The sequence below is a fragment of the Brevibacterium sanguinis genome (assembly GCF_039528855.1).
In the GTDB taxonomy this organism is placed as follows: Bacteria; Actinomycetota; Actinomycetes; order Actinomycetales; family Brevibacteriaceae; genus Brevibacterium; species Brevibacterium sanguinis.
This window is the reverse complement of sequence record NZ_BAAAMB010000015.1, coordinates 241-23,927: the sequence shown is the minus strand read 5'-3', so window position 1 is coordinate 23,927 and position 23,687 is coordinate 241. Positions and strand designations below refer to the sequence as shown.

19 protein-coding genes are annotated in these 23,687 nt (G+C 68.0%); 10 read left to right on the top strand and 9 right to left on the bottom strand.

The genetic code is table 11. The features are described from left to right. The first annotated feature begins 3 nt into the window (after nucleotides 1-3). Entirely contained in the window at nucleotides 4-3,180 is a 3,177-nt protein-coding gene (locus tag ABD154_RS15635; RefSeq protein WP_232623594.1) for a bifunctional [glutamine synthetase] adenylyltransferase/[glutamine synthetase]-adenylyl-L-tyrosine phosphorylase, read from the top strand. Between the two features lie 43 nt (nucleotides 3,181-3,223). Here ABD154_RS15635 and ABD154_RS15630 read toward each other — a convergent pair whose 3' ends face one another. Together ABD154_RS15630 and glnA are read right to left on the bottom strand one after the other, a co-directional pair. Next, nucleotides 3,224-4,702: a mycothione reductase gene (locus ABD154_RS15630; RefSeq protein WP_198498730.1), complete on the bottom strand. Its 1,479-nt coding sequence runs from the start codon at nucleotides 4,700-4,702 to the stop codon at nucleotides 3,224-3,226. Nucleotides 4,703-4,853: 151 nt separating this feature from the next. Next, nucleotides 4,854-6,278, bottom strand: a complete 1,425-nt coding sequence (gene glnA, locus ABD154_RS15625) for a type I glutamate--ammonia ligase (protein WP_198498731.1) — start codon at nucleotides 6,276-6,278, stop codon at nucleotides 4,854-4,856. A gap of 143 nt (nucleotides 6,279-6,421) precedes the next feature. Between glnA and ABD154_RS15620 the strand changes: the two genes are divergently transcribed. Further along, the gene (locus tag ABD154_RS15620) at nucleotides 6,422-6,862 is read left to right on the top strand and encodes an RDD family protein (RefSeq protein WP_198498732.1); all 441 of its coding nucleotides are present in this window, start codon (nucleotides 6,422-6,424) and stop codon (nucleotides 6,860-6,862) included. An 80-nt stretch (nucleotides 6,863-6,942) separates the two neighbouring features. On the opposite strand, the gene ABD154_RS15615 is transcribed toward ABD154_RS15620, so the two are convergent. Genes ABD154_RS15615 through lipB form a run of 3 tightly spaced genes read right to left on the bottom strand, consistent with a single transcriptional unit; the run spans nucleotide 6,943 to nucleotide 9,432 of the window. Next, nucleotides 6,943-7,674: a DUF4191 domain-containing protein gene (locus ABD154_RS15615; RefSeq protein WP_198498733.1), complete on the bottom strand. Its 732-nt coding sequence runs from the start codon at nucleotides 7,672-7,674 to the stop codon at nucleotides 6,943-6,945. 56 nt (nucleotides 7,675-7,730) lie between these two features. After that, on the bottom strand, nucleotides 7,731-8,783 hold the full coding sequence (gene lipA, locus ABD154_RS15610; RefSeq protein ID WP_137826125.1) for a lipoyl synthase: 1,053 nt from the start codon (nucleotides 8,781-8,783) through the stop codon (nucleotides 7,731-7,733). 10 nt (nucleotides 8,784-8,793) lie between these two features. Next, nucleotides 8,794-9,432 (bottom strand): lipoyl(octanoyl) transferase LipB, encoded by a 639-nt coding sequence (gene lipB, locus ABD154_RS15605; RefSeq protein WP_198498734.1) that lies wholly within the window; start codon nucleotides 9,430-9,432, stop codon nucleotides 8,794-8,796. A 156-nt stretch (nucleotides 9,433-9,588) separates the two neighbouring features. Here lipB and ABD154_RS15600 point away from each other — a divergent pair, with 156 nt between their 5' ends. Continuing rightward, entirely contained in the window at nucleotides 9,589-11,121 is a 1,533-nt protein-coding gene (locus tag ABD154_RS15600; RefSeq protein ID WP_198498735.1) for a hypothetical protein, read from the top strand. A gap of 58 nt (nucleotides 11,122-11,179) precedes the next feature. On the opposite strand, the gene sucB is transcribed toward ABD154_RS15600, so the two are convergent. The 3 genes from sucB to ABD154_RS15585 form a co-directional block, all read right to left on the bottom strand. Then, complete coding sequence (gene sucB / locus ABD154_RS15595) at nucleotides 11,180-13,078, bottom strand: 2-oxoglutarate dehydrogenase, E2 component, dihydrolipoamide succinyltransferase (RefSeq protein WP_198498736.1); 1,899 nt, start codon at nucleotides 13,076-13,078, stop codon at nucleotides 11,180-11,182. 20 nt (nucleotides 13,079-13,098) lie between these two features. Further along, nucleotides 13,099-14,487: a dihydrolipoyl dehydrogenase gene (lpdA, locus tag ABD154_RS15590; protein ID WP_137826129.1), complete on the bottom strand. Its 1,389-nt coding sequence runs from the start codon at nucleotides 14,485-14,487 to the stop codon at nucleotides 13,099-13,101. 178 nt (nucleotides 14,488-14,665) lie between these two features. Beyond that, nucleotides 14,666-16,153, bottom strand: coding sequence for a leucyl aminopeptidase (locus tag ABD154_RS15585; protein WP_198498737.1), 1,488 nt, complete (start codon nucleotides 16,151-16,153; stop codon nucleotides 14,666-14,668). A 107-nt stretch (nucleotides 16,154-16,260) separates the two neighbouring features. Between ABD154_RS15585 and ABD154_RS15580 the strand changes: the two genes are divergently transcribed. Continuing rightward, on the top strand, nucleotides 16,261-17,367 hold the full coding sequence (locus tag ABD154_RS15580; protein WP_198498738.1) for a quinone-dependent dihydroorotate dehydrogenase: 1,107 nt from the start codon (nucleotides 16,261-16,263) through the stop codon (nucleotides 17,365-17,367). Here the strand turns inward: ABD154_RS15580 and ABD154_RS15575 are convergent. Further along, complete coding sequence (locus ABD154_RS15575; protein ID WP_137826132.1) at nucleotides 17,342-17,947, bottom strand: DUF3043 domain-containing protein; 606 nt, start codon at nucleotides 17,945-17,947, stop codon at nucleotides 17,342-17,344. The two genes, ABD154_RS15580 and ABD154_RS15575, sit on opposite strands and share 26 nt — an antisense overlap. A 23-nt stretch (nucleotides 17,948-17,970) precedes the next feature. Here ABD154_RS15575 and ABD154_RS15570 point away from each other — a divergent pair, with 23 nt between their 5' ends. From ABD154_RS15570 to ABD154_RS15545, 6 genes are all read left to right on the top strand, one after another. Beyond that, a complete protein-coding gene (locus ABD154_RS15570) occupies nucleotides 17,971-19,389 on the top strand; it encodes a M20/M25/M40 family metallo-hydrolase (protein WP_198498739.1) in 1,419 nt (472 codons plus the stop codon). Nucleotides 19,390-19,482: 93 nt separating this feature from the next. Further along, nucleotides 19,483-19,836, top strand: a complete 354-nt coding sequence (locus ABD154_RS15565; RefSeq protein WP_140955028.1) for a HesB/IscA family protein — start codon at nucleotides 19,483-19,485, stop codon at nucleotides 19,834-19,836. Nucleotides 19,837-19,878: 42 nt separating this feature from the next. Then, on the top strand, nucleotides 19,879-20,568 hold the full coding sequence (locus tag ABD154_RS15560; RefSeq protein WP_198498740.1) for a leucyl/phenylalanyl-tRNA--protein transferase: 690 nt from the start codon (nucleotides 19,879-19,881) through the stop codon (nucleotides 20,566-20,568). Between the two features lie 109 nt (nucleotides 20,569-20,677). Then, complete coding sequence (gene ctaC, locus ABD154_RS15555) at nucleotides 20,678-21,550, top strand: aa3-type cytochrome oxidase subunit II (RefSeq protein WP_198498741.1); 873 nt, start codon at nucleotides 20,678-20,680, stop codon at nucleotides 21,548-21,550. Continuing rightward, entirely contained in the window at nucleotides 21,547-23,244 is a 1,698-nt protein-coding gene (gene ctaD / locus ABD154_RS15550; RefSeq protein ID WP_198498742.1) for an aa3-type cytochrome oxidase subunit I, read from the top strand. The genes ctaC and ctaD overlap by 4 nt, the downstream gene beginning before the upstream one ends. Then, nucleotides 23,241-23,642, top strand: a complete 402-nt coding sequence (locus tag ABD154_RS15545) for a cytochrome c oxidase subunit 4 (protein WP_198498743.1) — start codon at nucleotides 23,241-23,243, stop codon at nucleotides 23,640-23,642. Before ctaD ends, ABD154_RS15545 begins: the two co-directional genes overlap by 4 nt. The last annotated feature ends 45 nt before the right edge of the window (nucleotides 23,643-23,687 follow it).

Sequence of the window (23,687 nt, the reverse complement as noted above, 5' to 3'; positions counted from 1 at the left end):
CCCATGGCGCGCCTGACCTCCCGCACCCCGGCGACGACCGCCTCGGCGAATCGCTTCCTCGGCGACATCGACGGCCTTCTCGGCCAGCCCCTGGCCACGGATTCCCGCTTCGTCGATCTCCTCGAGGCCACACCGGATCCGCACGCCGGCGCGCTCGGTCTCCTCCGGGTCCTCGAGGAGGCCGAGAAGGACGCTGAGAAGAATGCGGCGACCGACACCGACGTCCCGGGGCCGGAGACGACGACCGCCGAGGCGGGGGCGGGTTCATCCGCCGGCGCCGTGGCGAGGGAGGGTTCATCCGCCGGCGCCGAGGCGGCGGCGAGCGGGATCGAGCGTTTCGTGGACGCGGCCCGGGTCGACGGCACGGGCACGGTCGCCGAGGACGAGCTCGACCGGCCGATGCTCGCCCGCCTGCTCGGGGTCTTCGGCACCTCGGAGGCGATGGTCGACCACCTCGTGCGGCATCCGGATTCGCTGCCGCTGCTCCTCGAGCGCTCCCCGTACCTGATGATCTCGACCCCGCAGGCCTCGGCGAGTGCGCTGCGGGCGACCCTGCTCGAATCCGTCGGCGCCGATCCTGACTCCGACGCTCCGGTGGCCGCCCGGACGGGCAACGAGGGGATCGCGCGGATGCGGCGGGCCTACCGCGACGTGCTGCTGCGGCTCGTCGCCGATGACCTCTACTCCGATCAGCCCGAGCAGATCGTCGACCTCGTCACCGCGGTGCTCTCCGATCTCGCCGCCGCGGCGATCGAGACCGCCCAGGCGATCGCCCGGGCCGAACTCGACCCGGAGTCGACCGTGCGCATGGCGGTCATCGCGCTCGGCAAGACCGGGGCGCGGGAGCTCAACTACGTCTCCGACGTCGACGTCGTCTTCGTCCAGGACTCCGAGGCGACCGAGGAGCAGCGGACACTGGCCACCGAGGTGGCCCAGCGGATGCGCTCGATCCTCTCCGACCCCGGTGCCGAACCGGCCCTCTGGGAGCTCGACACCGCCCTGCGGCCCGAAGGCAAGGCCGGGGCGCTCGTGCGCACGCTCTCGGAGTTCGAGCACTACTACACCGACATCGCGAAGAACTGGGAGTTCCAGGCCCTCCTCAAGGCCCGGGCGGTCGCCGGCGACCCCGCGGTCGGCGCCGCGTTCACCGAGACCCTCTCACCGCTGGTCTGGGAGGCCGCCGGGCGGGAGGGCTTCATCGACGGCATCCGGGCGATGCGCCGTCGTGTCGTCGACCTCATCCCCGCCGCGGAGGCGCCGAGGCAGATCAAGCTCGGCCGCGGGGGACTGCGCGACGTCGAGTTCTCCGCGCAGCTCCTCCAGCTCGTCCACGGGCAGAGCGATGACGAGATCCGCTCGCCGAACACCCTGCGTGCCCTCGACGAGCTCGGGGAGCACGGGTACATCGGCCTCGACGACGCCCTCGTGTTCTCCTCGGCCTACCGGTTCATGCGCGTCGTCGAACACCGGGTGCAGATCCCGCGGATGCTGCGCAACGCCCTCATCCCCGACGACGAGGCGAAGCTGCGGACCCTCGCCCGCTCCGTCTTCCCCTCCGGCTCGCGCACCGGCACCCGGCTCGAGGAGAACCGGCGCGACTTCGCCAAACAGGTCACCCGGCTCCACGAGCAGATCTTCTACCGACCGATCCTCGACGCCGCCGTCGGCATCCACGGCGAGGTCGTCGACGCCCACCACCGCGGAACGAGCCTCAAGGCGGCCGCCGACCGCCTCCGCGCGTTCGGCTACCGCGACCCGCAGGGAGCGCTCGGCCACATCAAGTCCCTGACCACGGGGATGTCGCGCACCGCACTCGTCATCAAACAGGTGCTGCCGGCGCTCCTCGACTGGTTCTCCGACGGCGTCGACCCCGATGCGGCCCTGCTCTCCTTCCGCCGGCTCACCGATTCGCTCTCGTCCTCGGGCTGGTTCCTCAAGATGCTCCGCGACTCCGGGCTCGCCGCGAAGTCCGTCGCCGAGGTGCTCACGCTCTCCGGCTACGCCACCGAACTCCTCCTCCGCCAGCCGGCAGCGGTCGCGTGGCTCGACGACTACGCCAGTCTCGCCGCGCGCGATCAGCAGGTACTCGCCGCCGAGGTCGACGGCCTGCTCCACCGCCACGGCGCCGAGGCGATCACCCGGATCCGTGAGACCTACAGTCGCGAACTGCTGCGGATCGCACTGCGCGACGTCCTCGACGTCGGCGACCGCGCCGCGGTGCCCGGCGACCTCTCCGACCTCATGGACCTCACCGTCGACGGCGCCCTGCGCGCCGTGCGCCTCGACCTCGACGACGCCTCGGTGCCGGAGTACGAGTTCGCCGTCGTCGCGATGGGACGGTGGGGCGGCCGGGAGATCGGGTACTTCTCCGATGCGGACGCGATGTTCGTCTACCGCGCGGTGTCCGACGACCTCGACGCCGAGGCCCGCGCGAAGCTCGCCAAGCACGTCACCAAGGTCGCCCTGCAGCTGAGCTCCCGGCTCAAGGCCAGCGAAGGCGCCCGCGGCATCGAGCTCGACGCGGATCTGCGACCCGAGGGGAAGAACGGTCCGCTCGTGCGCACGTTTGCCTCCTATGAGTCCTACTATGCGAAGTGGTCGCAGCCGTGGGAGGCCCAGGCCCTGCTGCGGGCGCGGCCGATGGCCGGCGACGCGGGGCTCAGGGACGACTTCACCGCGCTCATCGACCCGCTGCGCTACCCGGCGGAGATGCCGTCGAAGGCGCTCACCCAGGTCCGCACCCTCAAGGCGCGGATGGAGGACGAGCGGCTGCCGAAGGGAGCGGACAAACGCCGACACCTCAAGCTCGGCCGAGGCAGTCTCTCCGACGTCGAGTGGACGGTCCAGCTCCTCCAGCTCCAGCACGCCCACACGGTTCCCGGCCTCCGGACGACCTCGACGCTGGGTGCCCTCGACGTCGCTGCGCAGGAGGGCCTCATCCCCGTCGAGGACGCCGCTGAACTCGTCGCGGCCTGGCAGCTGGCGACGAATGTCCGCTCGGCCGTCATGCTCTTCCGCGGCCGCACCGCCGCAGCGCTGCCCGACGAGCACTCGGAGCTCGAGGCGACGGCGCGGCTGCTCGGCTATCCCGCCGGCGGGGGTCGCGAGCTCGAAGACGACTACCTGCGGGCGACCCGTCACGCCCGCGCGGTCATGGAGCAGCGCTTCTACGGGTTCTGATCCGCCGCGGGCGCAGATCGAGTCGGGACCCGTGGTGCTGGGGTCAGCGAGGCGTGAACTCGAGTCCGAGCAGGGCGTTCTCGATGACCTCGGGCAGCGCCGGGTGGATCCAGTACTGGCCCCGAGCCACCTCGTCGGCGGGCTGATCGAAGGCCATCGCCTGGATGAGCGGCTGGATGATCATCGACGCCTCGGCCCCGACGATCTGCGCACCGAGGATGAGCCGGGAATCCCGGTCGGCGATGACCTTGACGATCCCGGGATCGTCGGCCATCGCCCACCCGTAGGCGACATCGGAGTACTGCTGGACCTTGACGGTGACGTCGTGTCCGGCCAGCCGGGCTTCGTCCTCGGTCATGCCCACGGTCGCGACCTGCGGGGAGGTGAAGACCGCAGCCGGCACGGCCTTGTGGCTGGTGCGCTCGAGCGCATCCTCCGCCGCGGCCCCGGGGGCTCCGGCGGCGACGTCGACGACGAGGTTGTCGCCGACGACCCGGGCCTCGTGGTTGGCCACGTGCTTGAGCTGGTGCTCGGAACTGATGTCGCCGAGGGCGAAGACCCCGGGGACGGGTTCTCCGCCGGCATAGACGCGTTGGAACGCGTCGACGACGAGCCTGCCGTCGGGGGTGAGATCGTAGCCGACCTCGGCGGCGTCGAGGCCAGCGGTGTTCGGGTGGCGACCGATGGCGATGAGGACGATGTCGGCGTCGACCGCGGCGGGAATGTCGACGTCGTCGACCCGACCGCTGGGCTCGAGGTCGATCGTCACCGGTGCGCCCTCCCCGTCGCCGAGGCGGAAGGCGGCAGGCTGGGCCCCGAGGATGACGTTGTGGTCGGCGGTGAAGATCGTCGTGAACTCCGCCGAGGCGGTGCCGTCGAGGTCCTGGAGCAGCCGGGGTCCGCGGGCGATGACGGTGACCTCGGTGCCGAAGCTTGCGAAGATGTGGGCGAACTCCATGGCGATGACGCCGGAGCCGACGATCGCCAGCCGCTTCGGCTGCTCCGGCAGACGCATGATCGAATTCGAGGTGACGATCGGGTAGCCCGGAGTGTCGACCCGCGCCGGATCGAGCCCGGGGGTGTCCGGGAGAGTGGGCGCGGCCCCGGCGGCGATGACGATCCGGTCCGCGGTGATCTCCTCACCCGAGGCGGTGACCACGGTCTTCTCATCGACGAAGCGGACGTGCTCGGGGATGACGGTGTTGTTCGGCTGACGATCGCCCGACCTGTACTCCCGACCGCCGGCCTCGATCGCGTCGACGCGGGAGAAGATGCGCTCCTGCAGAGCCGACCAGTCGACGCCCTCGAACGCGGCCTCGACGTCGTAGCGACGGGCGTGTGCGGCCTCCTCCGCGATGGTGGCCGGATAGACGAACATCTTCGTCGGGATGCACCCGACATTGAGGCACGTGCCCCCGAAATGCCATTCCTCGGCGATCGCGGTCTTCAGTCCCGCGAACCTCTTGTCGAGGAACATGTTCCCCGAGCCCGTGCCGATGAGCAGCAGATCGTAATGCGTCATAGTCCGTCCTCGCAGATGGTGATGTCGATGCCGTGCGCCCGCGCGAGAGGGTTCCGGCAGGAACGCAGCGGGGGCGCCACCGGAGAAACCGGTGACGCCCCCACTGTATTCCCTGCGAGCCGATTCCCTGGGGAATGGTCCGCCGGTCGGGTCAGATCGAGTAGTAGAGCTCGAACTCGGTCGGAGTCGGACGCAGACGCGCGACGTCGATCTCGTTCTCGCGCTTGATCCTGATCCACGTCTCGATGAGGTCAGGGGTGAAGACGTCACCGGCGGTGAGGAAGTCGTGATCCTTCTCGAGCTCGTCGAGCGCCTCGTCGAGGGAGGCCGGGACGAGCTTGATGTCCTTGGCCTCCTCCGGGGGCAGCTCGTAGAGGTCCTTGTCGATCGGCTCCGGCGGTTCGATCCGGTTGCGGATGCCGTCGAGTCCGGCCATGAGCTGCGCGGAGAACGCGAGATAGGGGTTGCTCGACGGGTCGGGCACACGGAACTCGAGGCGCTTGGCCTTCGGCGAGGAGCCGGTCACCGGGATGCGGATGGCGGCCGAGCGGTTGCGCGCCGAGTAGACGAGGTTGACGGGCGCCTCGTAGCCGGGCACGAGCCGGCGGTAGGAGTTGATCGTCGGGTTCGTGAACGCGAGGACGGCGCCGGCGTGCTCGATGAGGCCGCCGATGTACCAGCGGGCGAGGTCGGAGAGACCCGCGTAGCCGTTCTCGTCGTAGAACAGCGGTTCACCGTTCTTCCACAGCGACTGGTGGCAGTGCATGCCCGACCCGTTGTCGCCGAAGAGGGGCTTGGGCATGAAGGTGACGGTCTTGCCGTACTCGTCGGCGGTGTTCTTCACGACGTACTTGAAGTCGAGGAGCTGGTCAGCGGCGTGCTGGAGGGTGTTGAACTTGTAGTTGATCTCCTGCTGCCCGGCCGTGCCGACCTCGTGGTGGGCGCGCTCCATCTCGAAGCCGATCTCCTCGAGCGTCATCGACATCTCGTCGCGGATGTCGGCGAACTTGTCCTGCGGGGAGACGGGGAAGTAGCCGCCCTTGTAGGGCGTCTTGTAGCCGAGGTTGCCCTCGGGCTCCTGCGCGCCGGTGTTCCACGCCGCTTCGATCGAGTTGACCTCGTAGAAGCTGTGGCCGGGGGTGTTCTGGTAGCGGATCGAGTCGAACATGTAGAACTCGGCCTCGGCGCCGTAGTAGACGGTGTCGGCGATGCCGGTGCTCTGCAGGTACTTCTCCGCCTTCGCCGCAACCTGGCGGGGGTCACGGGAGTAGGGCTCGTCGGTGAAGGGGTCGACGATCGAGTGCGTGACGACGAGCGTCTTCGCCTCCCGGTAGGGGTCGATGAACGCCGAGGCGACATCGGCGAGGAGCTTCATGTCAGATTCGTGGATGCCCTGGAAGCCTGTGATCGAGGACCCGTCGAAGAGGAGACCTTCGGTGATCTCATCCACACCGTACGAGGCGGCGGGAAGGTTGAAGTGCTGGACGACACCGGGCAGGTCGCAGAAGCGGACATCGACGAAACGCACGTCGTTCTCCGCGATGTAGTTGACGAGTTCTTCAGCAGACGAGAACACTTAGGTCTCCTAGTTAGACGTATGGTCGGTTCTTCGTGACCGAGATCCATCCTAGTTCGTGCTCGGTGAAGCCGTGATGACAGTCATGTTTCGGGGATGTTTCCTGATGATTCACTCAGGGACGACTTCGGTACCCTGGGGGAGTGATCAATCGCGACGACCTCGGGTCCTGGCTGCAGGGACCACAGACCAGCCGAGACGAGGGTGACTGGCCCGGACGCCGACTCGGCCTCCCGGAGACCGGCCGCCATGCGGTGGCACCGGCGTGGAAGCGCCTGCTCGCCCTCATGGTCGACTGGTTCATGTGCCTGGCGATCGCCGGTCTCTTCGACTCGACCAACCCGTTCCTCGCCCCGGGCATCTTCCTCCTGGCGAACATCCTCCTCGTCTCGACCCTCGGCTACACCGTCGGCCATCGGATCTTCGGGATCGAGGTGCGCCGCCTCGACGGCCGCGTCCCGGGATTCGTGCCCGCCCTCATCCGGTCTGTCCTCGTCGTCCTCGTCATTCCCGCGCTCATCTTCGACCGCGACCACCGCGGTCTCCACGACCTCGCGGCGAAGACGGTGATCCTCCGCCGCTGAGCAGACGGCAGGCGAGAACGACAGCGGCCCCGTCACCAGGATTCCGGTGACGGGGCCGCTGTCGTTCTCGGGAGCGCCGATCAGCGTCCGCGCATCGCCTTGTGGTTGGGGCGCGCCTTGTTCGGGTCGATGCCCTTGGGGATCGGCGGACGCGTGCCCTGGGTGCCCAGGGCGGAGAGGCGGTTGCGCACGGCGAGCACCTCGGCGCGATTGAGCTTGCGGGGCAGCTTGTGGACGGTCGAGACGACCTGCTTCATCTGCAGCTGGCCGTCCTCATTGCCGCCCTGGAGGGTGTGGACGGGGACGTTGGGGAGGATGCGCTCGTGGCGCTTCTTCTCCTTGGCGAGCAGCTTCGCGCTGCGGGCCTTCGGTCCCTCACTGAGCAGCACGACACCGGACCGACCCGTCGAGCGGAACACGAGGTCGCGGCTCTTCGGGTCGATGGCGATCGGCTTCTCGTCCATGAGGTAGCCGCGACGCGCGGTGTTGAGGACCGCGCCGAAGGCACCGGGCTGGCCCTCCATCTGCGCGAACGCCGCGGTCTCAGCGAAGCGGCCGAGCATGAACATGCCGAGCAGCAGACCGACCATGAGACCGAGGATCGTCGTGAACACGGCCCCGCCGAAGACGAGTCCGGCGAGCAGGCCGAGGAGCGTGAAGCCCACGACAGCGGCTGCCAGGAGCCACGGGGTCGCCTTGTTGTGCTTCGCGGCGAGCTCGTAGACCTGACGCATCTGCGCCAGACGGCCCGGCTTCTTGTTCGGATCCTTCGGCTTGCGACGGAACAGTCCCTTGCGCGGTTCTTCGCTCATTCTCTCACTTGCTCTTGACGGGCCGACGGGTCCCGAGGACAGGCCCGCGGAACCACTCATTGCTCAGCAGACAAGTCTACCTCTTCGCCTGCGCCGAACATATCCACAACGGCCTGCGCCTCCTGCTTGGCCGGGGTGTGCTTGTCGAGATGCGCGAGGTGGGCGGGGATCTCCTCGCCGCGGTGGCGCATCGCCGTGGCCCAGAGGCGACCGGCGCGGTACGACGAGCGCACGAGCGGACCGGACATGACTCCGAGGAACCCGATCTCCTCGGCGGCGTCGCGGAGCATGACGAAGTCGGCGGGCTTGACCCAGCGGGTGACGGGATGGTGGCGCGGGGACGGGCGCAGGTACTGGGTGATCGTGATGAGGTCGCACCCGGCGTCGTGGAGGTCCTGGAGTGCGGAGATGATCTCGTCGTTCGTCTCGCCCATGCCGAGGATGAGGTTCGACTTCGTGATGAGTCCGGCCTCGCGGGCCTGGGTGATCACCGACAGGGAGCGCTCGTAGCGGAAGGCCGGGCGGATCCGCTTGAAGATGCGCGGCACCGTCTCGACATTGTGGGCGAGCACCTCCGGCCGGGAGGAGAACACCTCGGCGAGCTGGTCGGGCTTCGCGTTGAAGTCGGGGATGAGGAGTTCGACCCCGGTGCCGCGGCCGTCGACGTAGTCGAGGTCGTGGATCTGGCGGACCGTCTCGGCGTAGAGCCACGCACCGCCGTCGGGCAGGTCGTCGCGGGCCACGCCGGTGATCGTCGAGTAGCGCAGGCCCATCTCGCCCACCGAGGCGGCGACGCGGCGCGGCTCGTCGGCGTCGAAGTCGGCGGGGCGGCCGGTGTCGATCTGACAGAAGTCGCAGCGGCGGGTGCACTGCTCACCGCCGATGAGGAAGGTCGCCTCGCGGTCCTCCCAGCATTCGAAGATGTTCGGGCAGCCGGCCTCCTCGCAGACGGTGTGGAGGTCCTGTTTGCGCACGAGGGACTTCAGGGAGGTGTACTCCGGTCCGATGTGGGCCTTCGCCTTGATCCAGGCCGGCTTCTCCTCGATCGGCGTCTCCGAGTTCCGTGCCTCGACACGGAGCATGCGGCGGCCTTCGGGTGCGATCGTCACGTCGGTTCTCCTAAGCGGTGATGGTCTCGTGCAGGATCTCGTCGAGCCGGGGGGCGACCTCTTCGGGCGTCACGGTCCGGCCGAGTTCGGCACTGATGGTGGTCGTGTCGGCATCGGTGATGCCGCAGGCGATGATCGATTCGTAGGCGCCGAGGTCGTTGCTGCAGTTGAGGGCGAGACCGTGCATCGTCACGCCGTCGTGGATGCGGATGCCGATCGCCCCGATCTTGCGGTCACGGCGGGCGCCGTCGCCGAGGATCCACACGCCCGCGCGGCCCTCGATCGTCGTGGCCTCGATGCCGTACTCGCTGAGCAGGCGGATCATCGAATCCTCGAGCTGAGCGACGAAGAGGCGGACCTCTTTGGGATCGTTGAGCCGGTAGATGAAGTAGGCGACGAGCTGACCCGGGCCGTGCCAGGTGATCTTGCCGCCGCGGTCGACGTCGATGACCTCGGTGCCATCGGTCGGGCGTTCGTGGTCCTCCGTGCGCTTGCCGGCAGTGTAGACCGGGGGGTGTTCGAGGAGCAGGATCGTCGACTCCCTGTTCCCGGCGAGCACGTCTTCGTGATACTTCTTCTGCAGGTCCCACGTGGTGCGATAGTCCGAGAAGACCGGCGCGAAACCCAGAATCTCTGTGGCCAGTGGCATGTGTCCAGACTATGCCCGTTGACCGGGGTGTTCAATTCATCTCCCCATGACCCTCGACACGTTCTCCACAGGTCTGCCATTGACTTATCAGAGTGCATCATTCATCATCAAATGACATCGAAAAGCATTCACAGTCATTGACGGGGATGACGAACTATGACATGGCACTTCGAAGCGACGATCGCCGACGACATTCATCGCGTCGGCGACGACACGGGGGAGACCCGCTGGGGTGTCGTCGGCGGAGACCGGACCCGCAGTGCCGACGCGCACGCCGATGACCCGGCCGCCGATGCCGGAGTGCTCGGAACGGCCGAGGTCATCCTCCCGACCGGGGAGGCGAGGCTGCTCCTCGTCCCGGTCCTGCCCGGGGGCCTCGTCATCGACGTCGTCCGCGCCTTCCACGGTCTCACGGAGGCCGAAGCGCACACCCTGCTGCGCGGCGTCTTCGCCGAACTCGCCGAGGTCGACGCCGCGACCGAGCGGCTCAGCCTCGCGTGCTTCGGACTCGACGCCGCGGGACGTCCGCGGGTCATCCCCGGCGTGCGCCGCGCCTTGGAGACCCCGGTTCGGCGCGCGGTGGGGGAGCTGCTCTATCACGCCCTCCACGGGGTGCCGTGGACCGAGAGCCTCCTGCCCGTCGGCGTCGCCCTCGAGTCGTGCAGCGCCGAGCTGCAGGCCCTCGTCACCGATCTCCTCGACGAGTCGAGTCCCGCAGCGCACGATTCCCTGCCGGCCGTCATCGCCGAGGTGACTCCGCGGCTCGGTCGCCTCGGCACTCCTGCCGTGCTTCCGCTCGTCCCGGCTTCCCGTGATCTCGATCCGGCGCTGGCCCTGACGGCCCGCCTGCGCGCGACCACGCCCCGGACGGCCCCGGACCGCATCCCTCCCGAGTCGGATCCGGGGGAGGGAGCCGGCCCCGGGTCGTCGCGGCGAGGGCTGTCGACGGTGGCCGCTCTGCGCTCGCGCTCGAGTCGGCGCGGCGAGGGCGCCGAGGGCCGCGGCGACGCGGCCGCCCTGACCCGCCGTCACACCGGCAGTCGCCGTACCGGCGGTCGCGGCACTGACGGTCGCCGTACAGGCGATCGCAGCCCCGGCACCCGCGGACGCGGGCGGACACGGGGACGCGCCACCGCCTCGGCGGTCGCCCTGTTCAGCGCTGCCGTGACCTCGCCGTGGGCCAGGCGCGCCGCGCTGGGGGCCGCGATGGTCGTCGTGCTCCTCGGCGGAGTGCTCATGGTCCGCGCGTGGTCGGCCGGTGAGGACGAGGCGCCCTCGCCGGTCGCCGCCGACGACCCCGCCGCGGAGAGCGCGGACGGGGGTGGGAGAGCTCAGCCGCTCAGTGACACGGCCGTCGCCGAGCGCCTCGGCGAACTCTGCGCCGAACGCGCACGGGCGCTCGGAGCCGGTGACGGTGAGGGGCTGGCCGGGCTCACGGTGCCCGGATCGACGGCGGCGGCAGCCGATGAGCTCATCGACCTCGCCGCGTACTCCGGCGGGACGTACACGATCACTGTCACCGATGTCGTCGTCGAGTCGCAGTCGGACGCGGAGATCGTCGTCACCGCCACGATGACGACGACGGCGGAGAGCGGGGGCGAGGAGGAGACGTTCGACGCGAAGGACGTCGTCGTCACGCTCGGCCGGCATGCCGGGCAATGGCGGATCGCCGAGGTGGCCGAGGCGTGAATGCCGCAGGGGGCCGGTCGATGACCGGCCCCCTGCGGGCTGCTGAGATCGCGGTGCCTCAGAGTTCGAGGTCGGCCTCGAAGTTGCCGTCCTCGAGACGCGCCTTGATCGTCTGCAGGAAGCGTCCCGCATCCGCACCGTCGACCAGCTGGTGGTTGTAGGTGAGCGGAAGGTAGACCATGTCGCGGATCGCGATCGACTCCTCGCCGTCAGCGGTCTTGACGACGATCGGGCGACGCACGATCGCACCGGTGCCGATGATGCCCATCTGCGGCTGGTTGATGATCGGCGTGTCGAAGAGCGCACCCACGGAGCCGATGTTCGTCACCGTGAAGGTGCCGCCCGACAGCTCGTCCGGCATGATCTTGTTGTTGCGGGTGCGATCGGCGACATCGTCGATGGCCTTGGCGAGGCCCGCGATGCTGAGATCCCCGGCGTCCTTGACGACCGGCACGAGCAGACCACGCGGAGTGTCGACTGCGACCGCGAGGTTCTCGTGGTCGAAGTACGTGATCTCCTGGGACTCGAGATCGTACTGGGCGTTGACCTTCGGGTGCTGCTTGAGCGCCTCGACGATCGCCTTCGCGAAGAACGGCAGGTAGGTGAGCTTGACGCCGTGCTTGTCGAGGAACGCGTCCTTGTTCGCCTTGCGCAGCTTCGCCACCCGCGTCATGTCGACCTCGATGACCTGCGTGAGCTGTGCCGAGACCTCGAGCGATTCGCTCATCCGCTTCGCAATGGTCTGGCGGATGCGCGAGGCCTTCTCGGTGGTGCCGCGAAGCTTCGCAGCCTCCTCCGGGATCTCGAGCGTGAACGGCTTCTTCGCTTCGCCGGAGGCAGCCGGTGCGGGGGCCGACGATCCTGCGGCAGGACGGTTCGCCGCTGCGGCGATGACGTCCTGCTTGCGGATGCGGCCGCCGACTCCGGTGCCGGTGACGGTCGAGAGGTCGACGCCCTCGTCCTTGGCGAGACGACGCACGAGCGGCGTGACGTACGCGGAGTTCTCTCCGACGGTGTCAGCCGCTGCCGACTCGGACTTCGCCGGTGCCGATTCCGACTTCGCCGGAGCGGACTGCGCGGCGGCAGCCGACTGCGCTGCCGGGGCCGAGGCAGAGGTCGTCTCCTGCTTCGGAGCTTCCTCCTTGGGAGCTTCCTCCTGCTTCGGCTCTTCCTTCGGAGCTTCCTCTTCCTTCGGAGCTTCCTCTTCCTTCGGCTGCTCCTTGGGAGCCTCCTCCTTAGGAGCTTCCTCCTGCTTCGGTTCCTCGGCGGCGGGGGCCGACTCGGCCGGAGCTCCCGAACCGATGCGCGCCAGGGGAGCGCCGACCTCGACGGTCTCGTCCTCCTCGGCGAGGTGCGCCTGGACGACACCGGCGACGGGGGAGGGGACCTCAGTGTCGACCTTGTCGGTCGAGACCTCGAGGAGCGGCTCGTCGACCTCGACCTCTTCGCCGACTTCCTTGAGCCAGCGGGTCACAGTGCCCTCGGTGACGGATTCGCCGAGCGCCGGCATCGTCACCTCGGTGCCCTCACCGGACGACGACTGCGAGTCAGCGGCGGGCGCGGACTCTGCGGACGTCTCGGTCTTCTCGGACTCGGACGACGAGCTGGTGTCCTCGGCCGGAGCCTCATCCTCGGACTTCTCCTCGGCGGGAGCCGACTCCTCGGCCGCCTCGCTCGCCGGCTCCTCCTCGGGAGCCACCTCGGCGGATCCGGAATCGCTGCCGTCGCCGATGTACGCGAGATCGCCACCGACCTCGACGACATCGTCCTCGTCGGCGAGGATCTTCTCGAGCACACCGGCAAAGGGGCTCGGAATCTCCGTATCGACCTTGTCGGTCGAGACCTCGAGCAGGGGCTCGTCGACCTCGACGGTGTCGCCGACGGACTTCAGCCACCGGGTGACTGTACCTTCGGTCACCGACTCACCGAGAGCCGGCATCTGAACGGAATTCGACATGTCTTTCGTCTCCTCGGATCTTATGAGTGGAAGTGCAGGGGTTTGCCGGCGGCGGCCAGGTGAGCCTCGCCGATCGCCTCATTCTGCGTCGGGTGCGCATGGATGAGCTGTGCGACTTCCTCAGGGAAAGCCTCCCAGTTGACGATGAGCTGTGCTTCGCCCGCCTGCTCACTGAGACGCGCGCCGATGCCGTGGATGCCGACGACCGGGCCGTCCTTCTCCCGGATGACCTTGATGAAGCCGGTCGTGTTGAGGATGACCGACTTGCCGTTGCCGCCGAGGTTGTACTCGAGCGTCTCGACGTTGTCCGCGCCGTACTTCTCCTCCGCCTGCTTCGCCGAGAGCCCGACGGAGAAGATCTCCGGTTCGCAGTACGTGACACGCGGGATGCCGCTCTCGACGATCGGTGCCGGGTTGAGGCCGGCGATCTCCTCGGCGACGAAGATGCCCTGACCGAACCCGCGGTGGGCGAGCTGGAGGCCCGGGACGATGTCGCCGATCGCGTAGATGTTGCCGACCCCGGTGTGCAGGCGCTCGTTGGCGAGGACGAAGCCGCGATCCATCGGAATGCCCTGTTCCTCGAAGCCGAGGCCCTCGGTCACGGGACCGCGTCCGACGGCGACGAGGAGGTACTCGGCCTCAAGCGTGGTGCCGTCCTCAAGCGTCACCTTGACGCCGTCGGCGGTCTCCTCGACGCCCTTGAACATGACGCCGAGCTTGAAGTTGATCTTGCGCTTCTTGAATGCGCGCTCGAGCGCCTTCGAGATCGATTCGTCCTCGTTGGCCACGAGGTGGGGCAGGCCCTCGACGATCGTGACGTCGGCACCGTAGGAGTTCCACACGCTGGCGAACTCGACGCCGATGACGCCGCCGCCGAGGACGATGACCGACTTCGGCACGGTCGCCAGCTGCAGGGCCTCGGTGGAGGTGATGACCCGGTCGGTGACGTCGAGGCCGATGGTCTTCGACGTCGAACCGGTGGCGAGGATGATGTTCTTGCCCTTGAGGGTGTAGTGCTCGTCGTCGCCGGTGACCTCGACGGTGTCCTCACCGACGAGCTTGCCCTTGCCGATGTAGGTGTCGATGCCGCGGGCCTTGACGAGGCCCTGGAGACCCTTGTAGTTGCGGTTGATGACGTTGTTCTTGTAGTCGAGCACCTTGTCGATGTCGATGCCCTTGAACTCCGCCTGCACGCCGAACGTCTCCGAGTCCTTCGCGGCATCGGCGATCTCCGCGGTGTGGAGGAGCGCCTTGGTCGGCACACAGCCGCGGTGCAGGCACGTCCCGCCAACCTTGTCCTGTTCGATGAGGGCGACCTTCATATCGAGTTCTGCGGCGCGCAGAGCAGCGGCATAGCCGCCGGGTCCGCCGCCGAGGACGACAAGGTCATAGGTCAATGCGTCACTCACGGATTACTCCTCGTAGCTGTGGTCAAGCCTGCCAAGGGCAGCTTTCCCTCTTATCTTTCCACTTTTCTCGCCAGGGGCGAAAGCAAACGGTGTCTGTTGCGCCACAGGTGGGGAGCATCACTCCCGACCCACCCCGGACGCAGAGCTCTGCGACCGGGGTCAGGCGCGGGGATGCTGGTCAGTCGGCGTCGCGGGCGATCTCGACGAGCGTGCGCACAGCGGCACCGGTCGCCGCGGCCGGGGTGTAGCCGAAGGCCGAACCGGTGTTGAAGCTCGGTCCGGCGATGTCGATGTGCGCCCATTCGGCGTCATCGGCGACGAACTCCTGGAGGAAGGCGGCGGCGGCGAGCATGCCGCCGGGGCGCGGACCGGAGTTCTTGAGATCGGCGGCGGTCGAGTCGAAACCGGAGAGCAGCTCTTCGGGGATCGGCATCGGCCAGACGTCCTCACCGGCCACGGCGGCCCGTTCGGCGACCGTCGTGCGGGCCGCGGGAGTGCCCATGACCCCGGAGGTGCGGTTGCCGAGGGCGACGATCTGCGCACCGGTCAGGGTGGCGACGTCGATGAGGAGGTCGGGGTTCTCCGCCCCGGCGTCGGTGAGCGCGTCGGCGAGGACGAGGCGGCCCTCGGCGTCGGTGTTCGTCACCTCGACGGTCTTGCCGCTGCGCATGGTGAGCACGTCCGAGGGACGCTGCGCAGAGGAGCCGGGCATGTTCTCGGCGAGCGGCAGCCACGCGGTGGCGCGGACGGGCAGTCCGAGGTCGGCGATCGCGAAGACCGCCTCGACGACGGCGGCGGCCCCGGCCATATCGGACTTCATGTCCTCCATGCTCGCGGCCGGCTTGAGGGAGAGACCGCCGGAGTCGAAGGTGATGCCCTTGCCGACGAAGCTGATGTGACGGCGGGCCTTCTTCGGGCTGTACTCGACCTTGACGAGGCGCGGTCCGCGGGTCGACCCCTGACCGACGCCGATGAGTCCGCCGTAGCCGCCGGCGGCAAGTTCCTTCTCACCGAGCACGGTGACCTTGACCTTGCGCGACTTCGCCTGGTCCTTGACGAGCTGGGCGAACGACTCCGGGTAGAGGTCGAGCGGGGGCGTGTTGACGAGGTCGCGGGCGGCGTTCGTCGCCGCGGCGATGATCGTGCCGGCTTCGTGGGCCGCTGCGTACGTCTTGCCCTTCGGGCCGAGCACCGTGACGGGGCCGGGCACGCGGTCGTCGTCTCCGGAGCGGTACGTCGTGAAGCGGTAGGCACCGAGGGCGGCCCCGACGGTGACGGCTTCGACGGCGGCGGGGGAGTCGACGGGCAGAGCCACGGCGATCGAGGAGGCGCCCGAGAGTGCGCGCAGTGCGGCACCGGCGGCCCGGCGCAGGACTTCGTTCGCGGCCGCGGCATCGTCGCCGGCGCTCGCTGCGTCGATGTCGCCGAGACCAACGAGGAGGATGCTCTCGGCGGTCACGCCCTTCGGCGCGGGGATGCGCGCGGTGGATCCGGCCTTCCCGGTGAACTCGATGGCCCGGGCCGCGTCGTCGACAGCGGTGCGCACCGTCTTCGCGGAGTCGAGGCCGCGGACCGAGCCGTCGGCCACGCCGAGGACGAGGACGGCTGCACTCACCTTCGTGGGGGTCGTCGAAGCGTAGCTGCTGGGGGTGGTGGCACCGGGCATGGAATCCCTTTCTTCGTCGTTGAGCGTTGTCTCGATCCTAGTCGCAAAACCCGCCGAGGTCGTGTTCGGAGCACGGCGGGCGCCGGGCGCTGGCCTATTGTTGAGGCGTGTACCGACTCATCTTCTCTCTCGTCTTCCGCCCGATGGACGCCGAGCGCGCGCACCATCTCTCGTTCTCCGCCCTCCGGATCCTCGACCGGATCCCGCTGCTCGGCCGGCTGCTGCGCCTCGTCGTCGCCCGGGGCACCAGCGCCCCCGTCGAGGTCCTCGGCCTCCCCTTCCCCAACCGGGTGGGCCTGGCCGCCGGCTTCGACAAGAACGGCGTCGGCATCCGCGCGCTGTCGGCGCTGGGCTTCGGGCACATCGAAGTCGGCACGATCACCGCCCACGCCCAGCCGGGCAATGAGCGGCCGCGGCTCTTCCGGCTGCTGCGCAACCGCGCACTGCTCAACCGGATGGGGTTCAACAACGACGGGGCCCGGCAGGCGTCGTTCAACATCACCGCCCAGCGTCGCGCCCTGACCGCGCTGCCCGCCCGGCAGCGTCCGATCATCGGCGTCAACATCGGCAAGACGAAGGTCGTGCCGGCCGCCGAGGCGGTCGCCGACTACGTCGCCTCGACCCGGGAGCTCGCCCCGCTGGCCGACTACCTCGTCATCAACGTCAGCTCCCCGAACACCCCCGGTCTGCGCGACCTCCAGTCCGTGGCGAGCCTCGAACCGATCATCACCGCGGTCAAAGAGGCCGCCGCCGAGGTGGTGGCCACGCCCCGGTCGACCCTCGGTCACGTCCCGCTGCTCGTCAAGATCGCCCCGGACCTCTCCGACGAGGACGTCGTCGACATCTGCGACCTCGCGGTGCGCACCGGCGCCGACGGTCTCATCGTGACGAACACGACGATCGACCGCGATGTGCTCACCGGTCCGGAGGCCGAGTTCGCCCGCTCCCAGGCCGGCGGCATCTCCGGGCGCCCCCTGGCCCCGCGCTCCCTCGAGGTGCTCCTCCTCGTGGCCGCGACGGTGAGCGGGGAGCTGACGATCGTCTCCGTCGGCGGCATCGGCGACGGAAACGACGTCGACGCCCGCCTGGCAGCGGGCGCCGATCTCGTTCAGGTCTATTCGGAGATGATCTACTCGGGCCCGTTCTGGCCCGGCCGGATCATCCGCTCCGGCGGGCGGACCCGCCTGCTCACTCGGGGTACTGGCGGCGCTTGACCTGCGGCTTGGGCATGCGCAGCGGCCGCAGCTGGACGCTGCGCATGACCGCGTAGAACGGCAGGCCGCGCTCGACCGTGCCGAACTTCGCCCGCAGGCGTCCCTTGAGGATGTAGTTGAGGATGAAGCCGTCGAGGATGACGAGCGCGAGCAGACCCCACACCGCGTACGTGAAGTACTGCTGGATCGCCACGGGCTGGGTGAAGGCGACGACGAGGATGAGGATCGCGGCGGGGATGAAGAGCTCCCCGATCGAGAAGCGGGCGTCGACGAAATCGCGGACGTAGCGGCGCTGCGGGCCCCGGTCACGGCGGGTGAGGTACTTCTCCTCACCGTTCATCATGCCGATACGCGCCCGGTCGCGCTCCTTGCGCTGCTGCTCCTTGGCCCGCTGGTTCGCCACCTTGCGATCCTTCGAGACCAGCGGCTGGCGCCGCATCGATTCCTGCTGGCTGCGCTTGGGGGTGGGACGTCCCTTCTTCGCTTCCGCATCACGAGGGCTGGCCTCGCCTGCGGTGAGGTCGTCGTCTGGCGTCGTGGAGGAGTCGTTGTCCTCGTGAGTCTTTTTGCTTCCGAACACCCTTTCAATACTACCGTTGGACCATGACCGAATCGACTTCCGCGCTTGACGGCGCCTCCCTGCACACCCGCGTCGACGAGATCTTCGACGACATCCTCGACACGCTCACCGACCTCGTGGCGATCCCGTCCGTGGCCTGGCCGAGCTTCGATCCCGCTGCGGTCACGGCCAACGCCGAGGCGGTCGCCGCCCTCGCCCGCGACCTCGGCCTCGACGTCGAGATCCTCACCGCCGATACCGCGGACGGCACCCCCGGCTACCCCGCCGTCGTCGCCTCGGCGCCTGCGCCTGCGGGCGCACCCACGGTGCTCCTCTACGCCCATCACGACGTCCAGCCGCCCGGCCGCGACGAGGCGTGGGACACCGAGCCGTTCGTCGCGACGCGGAAGGGGGACCGTCTCTACGGTCGCGGCGCCGCCGACGACAAGGCCGGGATCATGGTCCACCTCACGGCGCTGCGGCTGCTCGCCGACCGCCTCGGCGTCGGGGTACGCCTCTTCATCGAAGGGGAGGAGGAGGCGGGCAGCCCGAGCTTCCGGAACTTCCTCGAACGCCACCGCGACAAGCTCGCCGCCGACGTCATCGTCGTCGCCGACTCGAGCAACTGGGCTGCCGGCACCCCGGCCCTGACGACGAGCCTGCGCGGGATGTGCGCCCTCGAATTCGAGGTCTCCACGCTCGACCACGCCGTGCATTCGGGCATGTACGGGGGAGTGGTGCCCGATGCGATGCTCGCGATGACGAAGGTGCTCGCGAGCCTCCACGACGACGACGGTGCGGTCGCGGTGGCCGGACTCGCCGCGGTGCCCGAATCCCCGATCGACTACGCCGAGGCCACGGTCCGGGAGGACTCCGGTGTCCTGCCCGGCACCGCGCTCATCGGCACCGGGAGCCTGGCCTCGCGGATGTGGACGCAGCCGTCGATCACCGTCATCGGCCTCGACATCCCCGACGTCGACGTCTCCTCGAACACCCTGCAGCCGAGTCTGCGGGCGAAGCTCTCCATCCGCCTCGCCCCCGGGGACACCCCGGAGAGCGCGGTCGCGGCGGTGACGAAGCACCTCGAGGACAATCTGCCCTTCGGCGCGACCCTGAGCATCGGGGCGACCGAGGGCGGCAGCCCCTGGCAGGCCGACCTCGACGATCCCGCCGTCCGGGTCGCCCGGGTCGCGCTCACCGAGGCGTGGGGGACCGAGGCGGTGACGATGGGCATCGGCGGCTCGATCCCGTTCATCGCCGACCTCCTCGAGGTCTTCCCGCAGGCCTCGATCCTCGTCACCGGCGTCGAGGACCCCGATGCCCGGGCCCACAGCGCCAACGAATCCCTCTACCTGCCCGACTTCAAGGCCGCGATCGTCGCCGAGGCGCTCCTCCTCGACGCTCTCGGACGTCAGGGTCTCGGCACCGGCGACAAGGCGCAGGACACGGCAGCGCAGGAGTGAGCGCCGAGGATTTCGGCACGCGGGGGAATAGGTCCCGGATGATCCGCGTTGAACGCGGTGTAGCCTGGGCCCAGGAACAATGAAGGAGTACCAATGACAGCGACGAACGAAGCCACTGCCACGCACGAGGTCGAACTCTCGACGACCGCAGCGGACAAGGTGCGCAGCCTCCTGCAGCAGGAGGGCCGTGACGATCTGCGCCTGCGCGTGGCCGTCCAGCCCGGCGGCTGCTCAGGTCTGATCTACCAGCTCTACTTCGACGAGCGTCACCTCGACGGGGATGCCGTGCGCGACTTCGACGGCGTCGAGGTCATCGTCGACCGGATGAGCGTGCCCTACCTCAACGGCTCGACCATCGACTTCTCCGACACCATCGAGAAGCAGGGCTTCACGATCGACAACCCGAATGCGGGCGGATCGTGCGCCTGCGGCGACTCGTTCCACTGAGCGGAACCGCCGACCCGGCAGCCGCACCGCAGCACTGACGAAATGGACCTGGAGGATCTGCGCGCCGTCACGACGACGGCCACAGATCGCCAGGTCCTTTCCGCATATCGTGCCGGACTCTTCCCGATGGGCATCGGCCGCGGCGGCAGCGGTCGCATGGGGTGGTGGGGCCCGCGCCGTCGCGGTGTCCTCCTGCCCGGCGACCTCAAGGTGAGCAAGAGTCTGCGCAAGTCGCTGCGCGGATTCGAGTTCACCGTCGACGAATCCTTCGGCGAGGTCATCCGCGCCTGCGCCGAACCGAGCCGTCCCGGCGGCTGGATCACCCGGGAGATCATCGGCCTCTACGAGGGCCTCTTCGACGACGGCTGGGCGCATTCGATCGAGGTGCGCCGGGACGGCCGCCTCGTCGGCGGACTCTACGGCGTCGCCATCGGATCCCTCTTCGCCGGGGAGTCGATGTTCCACCGTGATCGCGACGCCTCGAAGGCCGCACTCGTCCACCTCGTCGCCCTCCTCGACGGCGAGCAGGAACCAGATGCGGCGCGGGTCGCAGGCGGCTCCCGAACCGACGGCGCCACCTCGGACGATGGTCCCGATTGGCTCATCGACACACAGTGGCAGACACCACATCTGGCGACCCTCGGCGTGTCGGAGATCAGCGGTCTCGACTACGCCGCGCGCCTAGAATCCGCGCTCCGCGGCAATCGTGCTCAGCGAATTCTCAACAAATGAACATCTGCATGTGAATTTCTACCGTGTGTAGCGGTAGTCTGTTAGATGACAAAGTACGTACTCGTCTTTCGGCCTGCCGAACGGCGAAGATGGTTGTGAAAGGCTGCACGTGGATTCTCCGAATCAGCCAGGACCGCGCCGGTCCTGGGCGAAGCGGCTCGGCATTCTGGGCGCCGTGGTTCTGCCGGTGTTGCTCTCGGGATGTACGAAAGAGCAGATTGCCAACGGTTTCTTCCCCCTTGAGTCGAAGGGCGCGACCAACCACACCGAGGCCTACACCTCGCTGTGGAACGGGGCGTGGATCGCTTCGATGATCGTGGGGCTCATCGTCTGGGGTCTGATCCTGTGGGCCATCGTCGCCTACCGTCGCCGCAAGAACGATCGCGGCCTGCCGGTGCAGATGCGCTACAGCATGCCCATCGAGATCCTCTTCACGGTGACCCCCGTCATCCTCGTCCTCGGATTCTTCTTCCAGAACGTCCAGGTCATGGCGAAGACGACCGACGACCGGACCCCGGGCACCCAGGTCATCGAGGTGGCCGCCAAGCAGTGGGCGTGGGACTTCAACTACGTCAACCAGGACGTCTACTACGCCGGCACGCAGGTGCCGCTGGACGGCACCGCAGCACCGGGCGAGAACGCCCCCACTCTCTATCTCCCCGTCAACACCGATCTGGAGATCAAGCTCCACTCGCGTGACGTCATCCACTCCTTCTGGGTCCCCGCCTTCCTCGAGAAGCGCGACATGATCCCCGGCAACGACCAGAGCCTGTATCTGCGTGCCGAGAAGGAAGGCGACTTCGTCGGCAAGTGTGCCGAACTCTGCGGTGAATACCACTCCGAGATGCTCTTCAACGTCAAGGTCGTCTCGCAGGCGGAGTTCGACGAGTACACGCAGTCTCTGGCTGATCAGGGCAACACCGGTCAGCTCGGGCCTGAGTACGATCGCAACTGGTACCCGAAAGAAGGTGCTCAAGAATGACCGCGACAGCTGAGAAACCGGCTCTCGACGCTCCGGTCGTACCCCGGAGCAAGGGCAAGATCATCGTCGACTGGATCACGTCGACGGATCACAAGACCATCGGGTACATGTATCTGATCGGCTCGTTCTTCTTCTTCTGCATCGGCGGCGTGATGGCGCTCATCATCCGTCTCGAGCTCTTCGAGCCCGGAATGCAGATCGTGGAGACGAAGGAACAGTACAACCAGCTGTTCACCATGCACGGCACGCTCATGCTGCTGATGTTCGCCACCCCGCTCTTCGCCGGATTCGCGAACGTCATCATGCCGCTGCAGATCGGTGCGCCCGACGTGGCGTTCCCGCGACTCAACGCGTTCGCCTTCTGGCTCTACCTCTTCGGCAGCCTCGTCGCGCTGTCGGGCTTCCTCACCCCGCAGGGTGCGGCGGCATTCGGGTGGACAGCCTATGCGCCATTGAGCAATACGACATTCACACCAGGCGCCGGCGGCAATCTCTGGGTCCTCGGCCTCGCGCTGCAGGGCTTCGGCACGATCCTCGGCTCGGTCAACTTCATCACGACGATCATCACGATGCGCGCCCCGGGCATGACGATGTTCCGCATGCCGATCTTCAGCTGGAACGTCCTCATCACCGGCATCCTCGTGCTCATGGCCTTCCAGCCCCTGGCTGCGGCCCTGCTCGTCCTCGCCTCCGACCGCATCCTGGGCTCGCATGTGTTCAGTCCGGGCAACGGCGGACCGATACTCTGGCAGCACCTGTTCTGGTTCTTCGGGCATCCGGAGGTCTACGTCATCGCCCTGCCGTTCTTCGGCATCATCACGGAGATCATCCCTGTCTTCAGTCGAAAACCGGTGTTCGGCTACAAGGAGCTCGTCTTCGCGACGATCTCGATCGCGGCCCTGTCCGTGACCGTGTGGGCGCACCACATGTACGTCACCGGCGTGGTGGCGCTGCCGTTCTTCGCCTTCATGACGATGCTCATCGCGATTCCGACCGGTGTGAAGTTCTTCAACTGGATCGGCACGATGTGGCGAGGCTCGATCACGTTCGAGACACCCATGGTGTGGGCGATCGGCTTCCTCGTGACCTTCCTCTTCGGTGGTCTCACGGGCGTCATCCTCGCCAGCCCGGCGCTCGACCAGTCGGTGTCGGACTCGTACTTCGTCGTCGCGCACTTCCACTACGTCGTCTTCGGCACGGTCGTGTTCGCGATGTTCGCCGGCTTCTACTTCTGGTGGCCGAAGTGGACGGGCAAGATGCTCAACGAGAAGCTCGGACACATCCACTTCTGGATGCTGTTCATCGGCTTCCACGGCACCTTCCTCGTCCAGCACTGGCTCGGTGTCGACGGCATGCCCCGTCGTTACGCGGACTACCTGCCGCAGGACGGCTTCACCTGGATGAACCAGGTGTCGACGGTCGGCGCGATGCTGCTCGGTCTCTCGATGGTTCCGTTCTTCTGGAACGTGTGGATCACGGCGCGCAATGCGCCGAAGGTCACCGTCGACGACCCGTGGGGCTACGGCGGTTCGCTCGAATGGGCGACCTCGTGCCCGCCCCCGCGCCACAACTTCACGTCGCTGCCCCGCATCCGTTCGGAGCGTCCGGCATTCGACGTCAACCATCCTGAGCTTCTCGAATACGCCGGACACGGCCACGCTGAACCTCAGCTCACCGGAGGTGCTGCCAAGTGAAGGCTTCGATCAATCTCTTCGTCTACTGCGGCATCTTCTTCATGATCATGGCTGTCATCTACGGCTTCGTCACCCATTTCAACGAGATGGTGGGCTTCCCGGCCCTCCTCCTCGTGGGCGTCATGTCGATCATGATCGGCGTGTACCTGTGGCTGACCGACCGTCGCGTCGGCCGTCAGCCCCAGGACACCGAGACCGCCGAGATCTCGGATGCGGATGCCGACTACGGCTTCTTCAGCCCGTGGAGCTGGTGGCCGATCGTCTGTGCCGCTGCCGGTGCCGTCTCGTTCTACGGCATCGCCATGGGCTGGTGGATCTTCCCGTTCGGTGCCGTGCTCGGCATCATCGCGCTCGTCGGCATCTCGTACGAGCACGATCGCGGCGGATTCGCCCACTGATCGCCACTTGAGCGGCACGCATCGCTGATGCTCCGCTCAGACGTC

Coding starts and splice junctions, on each gene's coding strand:
- ABD154_RS15570 (WP_198498739.1), top strand. CDS start 17,971: ATGACCGAATCGACTTCCGCGCTTGACGGCGCCTCCCTGCACACCCGC.
- lipB (WP_198498734.1), bottom strand. CDS start 9,432: ATGCCACTGGCCACAGAGATTCTGGGTTTCGCGCCGGTCTTCTCGGAC.
- ABD154_RS15600 (WP_198498735.1), top strand. CDS start 9,589: ATGACATGGCACTTCGAAGCGACGATCGCCGACGACATTCATCGCGTC.
- ABD154_RS15565 (WP_140955028.1), top strand. CDS start 19,483: ATGACAGCGACGAACGAAGCCACTGCCACGCACGAGGTCGAACTCTCG.
- ABD154_RS15615 (WP_198498733.1), bottom strand. CDS start 7,674: ATGAGCGAAGAACCGCGCAAGGGACTGTTCCGTCGCAAGCCGAAGGAT.
- ABD154_RS15635 (WP_232623594.1), top strand. CDS start 4: ATGGCGCGCCTGACCTCCCGCACCCCGGCGACGACCGCCTCGGCGAAT.
- ABD154_RS15585 (WP_198498737.1), bottom strand. CDS start 16,153: ATGCCCGGTGCCACCACCCCCAGCAGCTACGCTTCGACGACCCCCACG.
- ctaD (WP_198498742.1), top strand. CDS start 21,547: ATGACCGCGACAGCTGAGAAACCGGCTCTCGACGCTCCGGTCGTACCC.
- ABD154_RS15560 (WP_198498740.1), top strand. CDS start 19,879: ATGGACCTGGAGGATCTGCGCGCCGTCACGACGACGGCCACAGATCGC.
- sucB (WP_198498736.1), bottom strand. CDS start 13,078: ATGTCGAATTCCGTTCAGATGCCGGCTCTCGGTGAGTCGGTGACCGAA.
- ABD154_RS15630 (WP_198498730.1), bottom strand. CDS start 4,702: ATGACGCATTACGATCTGCTGCTCATCGGCACGGGCTCGGGGAACATG.